The 3,907-nt window shown below is 60.3% G+C and carries 5 protein-coding genes; 3 read left to right on the top strand and 2 right to left on the bottom strand.

Features of this window, described 5'->3' with window-relative positions:
- Positions 1-50: 50 nt before the first annotated feature.
- From CW742_RS08535 to CW742_RS08525, 3 genes are all read left to right on the top strand, one after another.
- Positions 51-1,052 (top strand): radical SAM protein, encoded by a 1,002-nt coding sequence (locus CW742_RS08535; protein WP_292419137.1) that lies wholly within the window; start codon positions 51-53, stop codon positions 1,050-1,052.
- Positions 1,049-1,816: a polyprenyl diphosphate synthase gene (uppS, locus tag CW742_RS08530; RefSeq protein ID WP_292419131.1), complete on the top strand. Its 768-nt coding sequence runs from the start codon at positions 1,049-1,051 to the stop codon at positions 1,814-1,816. The genes CW742_RS08535 and uppS overlap by 4 nt, the downstream gene beginning before the upstream one ends.
- 75 nt (positions 1,817-1,891) lie before the next feature.
- Positions 1,892-2,584 (top strand): hypothetical protein, encoded by a 693-nt coding sequence (locus CW742_RS08525; protein WP_292419128.1) that lies wholly within the window; start codon positions 1,892-1,894, stop codon positions 2,582-2,584.
- Positions 2,585-2,593: 9 nt separating this feature from the next.
- Here CW742_RS08525 and CW742_RS08520 read toward each other — a convergent pair whose 3' ends face one another.
- Both CW742_RS08520 and CW742_RS08515 read right to left on the bottom strand, forming a co-directional pair.
- Positions 2,594-3,223: an undecaprenyl diphosphate synthase family protein gene (locus tag CW742_RS08520; RefSeq protein ID WP_292419134.1), complete on the bottom strand. Its 630-nt coding sequence runs from the start codon at positions 3,221-3,223 to the stop codon at positions 2,594-2,596.
- Between the two features lie 51 nt (positions 3,224-3,274).
- The coding region (locus CW742_RS08515; RefSeq protein ID WP_292419125.1) for a nucleoside recognition domain-containing protein at positions 3,275-3,907 on the bottom strand (633 nt) is incomplete at its 5' end.

The raw sequence follows: 3,907 nt of genomic DNA, 5'->3' as shown, positions 1-3,907 counted from the left end.
CCAAATACTACAATCACTTTTCCTGCCGGCCACCCTTGACCCGGGAATGGATGTACTCCATGACACTCTCAGACGGCTGTGTTCTCTGCCACCAGGGCGCAAAGATGGTGCTTTTTGTTACGGGACGCTGCCACCGCTCCTGCTGGTACTGCCCTCTCTCCTCCGAGCGGAAGGGGACGGATACCGTGTACGCAAACGAGGTCCCCATCGATGTCCCGTCCCAGATCATCGAAGTCGCCGAGATGATGAGCGCGCTCGGCACGGGTGTCACGGGCGGCGAACCGCTCCTCTGCCTTGAGAAGGTTACGGAGTACTGCCGGATGCTCAAGGAGCATTTCGGGACGGAACACCAGATCCACCTGTATACCGCAAAGGCCCCGACAGACAGCGAACTGGCAGGGATGCAGGGACTCGTGGACGAGATCCGGCTCCACCCTCCCCGTGAGTGCTGGGACACGATCCTGGACTCTGAATTCATCCGTTCCGCACAGCGGGCAAAAGAGAGGGGATTCGATATCGGGATCGAGGTGCCGGCCCTCCCCGGCCTTGAACTCCTCATCCCGGCGCTCCCGTACCTTGACTTCCTGAATATCAACGAGCTCGAATGGGGCGAGACCAATGCCTATGCCATGCGGGAGCGGGGCTACGAGCTTGCCGACGAGCTCCACAATGCCATTTACGGCGCCCGCGAGTGGGCTGAAGAACTCGTGAAACACGACAAGGTGCACTGGTGCTCCTCGGGATTCAAGGACTCTGTCCAGCTCCGGGAGCGCCTGAAGCGGATCGCAGAGAACACCGCCCGCCCGTTCGATGAGATCACCGATGACGGCACCATTGTGTACGGTCTTGTCGAGCCGGAAGGCGGAGAGCGGGATGCCGTCCTCCGGTTCTGCAAAGAACAACTGGACCCGGACAGTTTCGAGGAATCCAAAGAGGGTATCGAGATGGCCTGGTGGCTCCTCGAAGAACACAGGGACGGGATGCCCGGGAAGAAGTCCGTGATCGAGCGTTACCCCAACCGGGGGATGGTCGTGGAGCTGACCCCGCTATGAACCTTCAGGGTATCGTTGAACCCCTGTACGAACAGCGGCTCCTGCGGCAGTGCCGGCATATCCCCAACCACGTTGCCATCATCATGGACGGCAACCGGCGGTACGCAAAGATGCTCGGGCTCGATACAGCCTCCGGCCACCGGGCTGGCGCCGACAAGATCGAGAAGATGCTGGACTGGGCACAGGAACTGGGCATCCGGCACATCACCCTCTACACGTTTTCGACCGAGAACTTCTCGCGGGAGAAGAACGAGGTCGGCTATCTCTTTGCCATGTTCAAGGAGAAGTTTTTGAGTGTTCTCACCGACGAACGGGTAAAAAAATATCAAATCCGCGTCCAGATGGTCGGCGACCCGTCACGGCTCCCGGACGACCTCCGGGAAGCGGTCCTTGCCGCGGAAGAGGCCACAAAGGACCATACCGGTTTCTTCCTCAACATTGCGCTTGCCTATGGCGGGAGGAACGAGATTGTTCTTGCTGCACGGGACATCCTGGAAACCGTCAAAAAGACCGGGGCCGACCCCGATACCATCGATGTCAGTATGGTCGAGGAGCACCTCCACCGCGGCAAAGGGATCCCTCCCGTTGACCTGATCATCAGGACAGGCAACGAGTGCCGGACCTCGAACTTCCTTCCCTGGCTTGCGGCAGGGCACGAATCCGCAGTCTACTTCTGTGCCCCCTACTGGCCGCTCTTCCGGAAGATCGACCTGTTGCGGGCGATCCGGATCTACGACCAGCGGTGCGCTGCAAAGAGCGGCTGATAATACCGCACACCCATCGTGCCCACAATCGCGTACTCTATCTATCTTGAACAACAGATCAGGAACTGATCGCTTATGACGGGAAAGAAGGGAATGGCACTCTCCGGGGGCCTGACCGGCATCGCCATCCGGCAGGATATCCTGAGACAGGCACAGGTGGCCGGCCTGGACATCACAGAGATCTGCAACAGGGCGCTTGCCGGCGCAACCGGGATCCCGTATACCTCTCCGGGGCCGGAACCGGAAGAACCCTCCGCTCCCGTGATTGTTGCAAAGGACGGGGCCGCCGCGAGAGCGGCAGCCGCCGTTTTACCATCATCGCCCGACATCATCCACCCGGTCATCAACGCGGACGACCCTCGTGCTGCTTCCGCGGTTAAGCAGGTGCAGCGGCCGGCCAAAAGGACAATTCCCGCGGCATTGCCCGGGCGCGTCCCGGTACCAGAGAAACCAAAGGCAACCCCGCCTCTTCCTGCCAGCGCTCCCCGGAAAAAAGAGAGGATGCCGGCACGGAAAAAACCGGCAAACACCGGAAAGGGGCAGGCATTAAAACAGTTCATTGCCGAGGCTACCATCCGCGGGGAGACCGAAGACGACCATGTGACAAAAGAGGCACTCTACCTGGCATTCTCACGGTGGTGCCGTGAGCACCGGATCACCCCGGCTCCTGACAAAAAAGCCGTCACCATTGCCCTCAAGAACCAGTTTGCCATAAAAGAGAAGTCGCTGGACGGGGAACCGGCCTGGGTGAACATCCGGCTCCGGTAAGAGAGAGGATTATTTCCCGAACCGCCGGATCCGCGCCTGGTAGTCCCGCAGGATCCGGAGGAAGTCCACCTCGCGGAAGTGCGCCCAGTTCACGTCCGAGAAGAAGAGCTCAGAGTACACGGACTGCCAGATCAAAAAATCCGTGAGGTGGTCCCCGCCGCTCTTGATCACGACATCAGGGGCATACTGGAAGGTCAGGTAGGACTCGATCACCTTCTCATCCACGGTCTCCGGATTAACATTGTCCCGTGCCATCTTCCGGATGCACTCCGTGATCTCCTCCCTTCCGCTCTTTCCCACGGCAACGACAACATCCATCCCGCTCCCACCGGTCTCCTCGCGGCTGCCGGCATGGAGGCTCAGGTGCGCAATCGTGCTGATCTTCCGGATGGCCGGAAGGAGCGAATCGATCTGTTCCGGGTCCGGCGCTGCGATGTGGAACATCAGGTGACATATCCCGTGCGCGCCGGCCGGGCCGTGCCCTGTCACGTACGCCGAGATCGCATTACACCACGAGGTGACAGCAAAGAGCGAGTCAGGCGCGTCGGCAAGGTCCTCCCCGCTGATCATGAAACAGATCTGCTTTGGGAGGTCGGTGATCTGGCGCCTGAGCAGCTGCGCATAGAGCCAGTAGATCATTCTCACATAGGTATAGCCTGCCCAAGGTAATTAGGCCTGATGGTGGCCCGTTCAGAGGAAGGGGCCGATGAGGTGGAACAGAAGTGCGCCGAGCGCGATTGCAAGGCTGGTCTCGAGCGCCGTGATCGAGAGCGCCGCCTTCCAGCCAAACTCCTTTGCCAGCGCGAGGATTGTGGAGATACACGGGGCATAGAGCAGGGTCACCAGCCCGAAGACGATGATCTGGACCGGGGTGAGGACGTCTGAGAAGACGGTTGTCCCGAGGATCGCCGCAAGGGCAAGGATGGTCATCTCCTTCCGGATGATGCCGAAGATGAACACGACACCGGTCACGGCCGGGAGACCCAGCAGGATCACGGTGATGGGATACAGTACGGCGTTGATGGGTTCAAGGAGCCCGGCGGCATAGGCCGCGGTGATGACAATACTCCCGACAATGTAGGCCGGAAGAACGATCCCGATGAGCGACCGGGTCCGCTGCCAGGTCTGACCAAGCACCCCTTTGAGGTGGGGGACATGGTAGTCCGGCATCTCCATGATCATGCCCACCGATTCCCCGGGCAGCAGCCGGAACGCGAGCCGCCCGAGGACCACGATCAGGACAAAGACGAGCAGGTACAGGAAAAGCGCCCACCAGATGTTCACAAACACGGCGACAACGCCGAGGATCACGATGGTCCGGGC

Origin of the sequence: Methanoregula sp. (assembly GCF_002835825.1) — an archaeon.
Lineage (GTDB): Archaea > Halobacteriota > Methanomicrobia > Methanomicrobiales > Methanospirillaceae > Methanoregula.
Note: the sequence above shows the minus strand (reverse complement) of the source record. Positions and strands in the feature narration are given on the sequence as shown.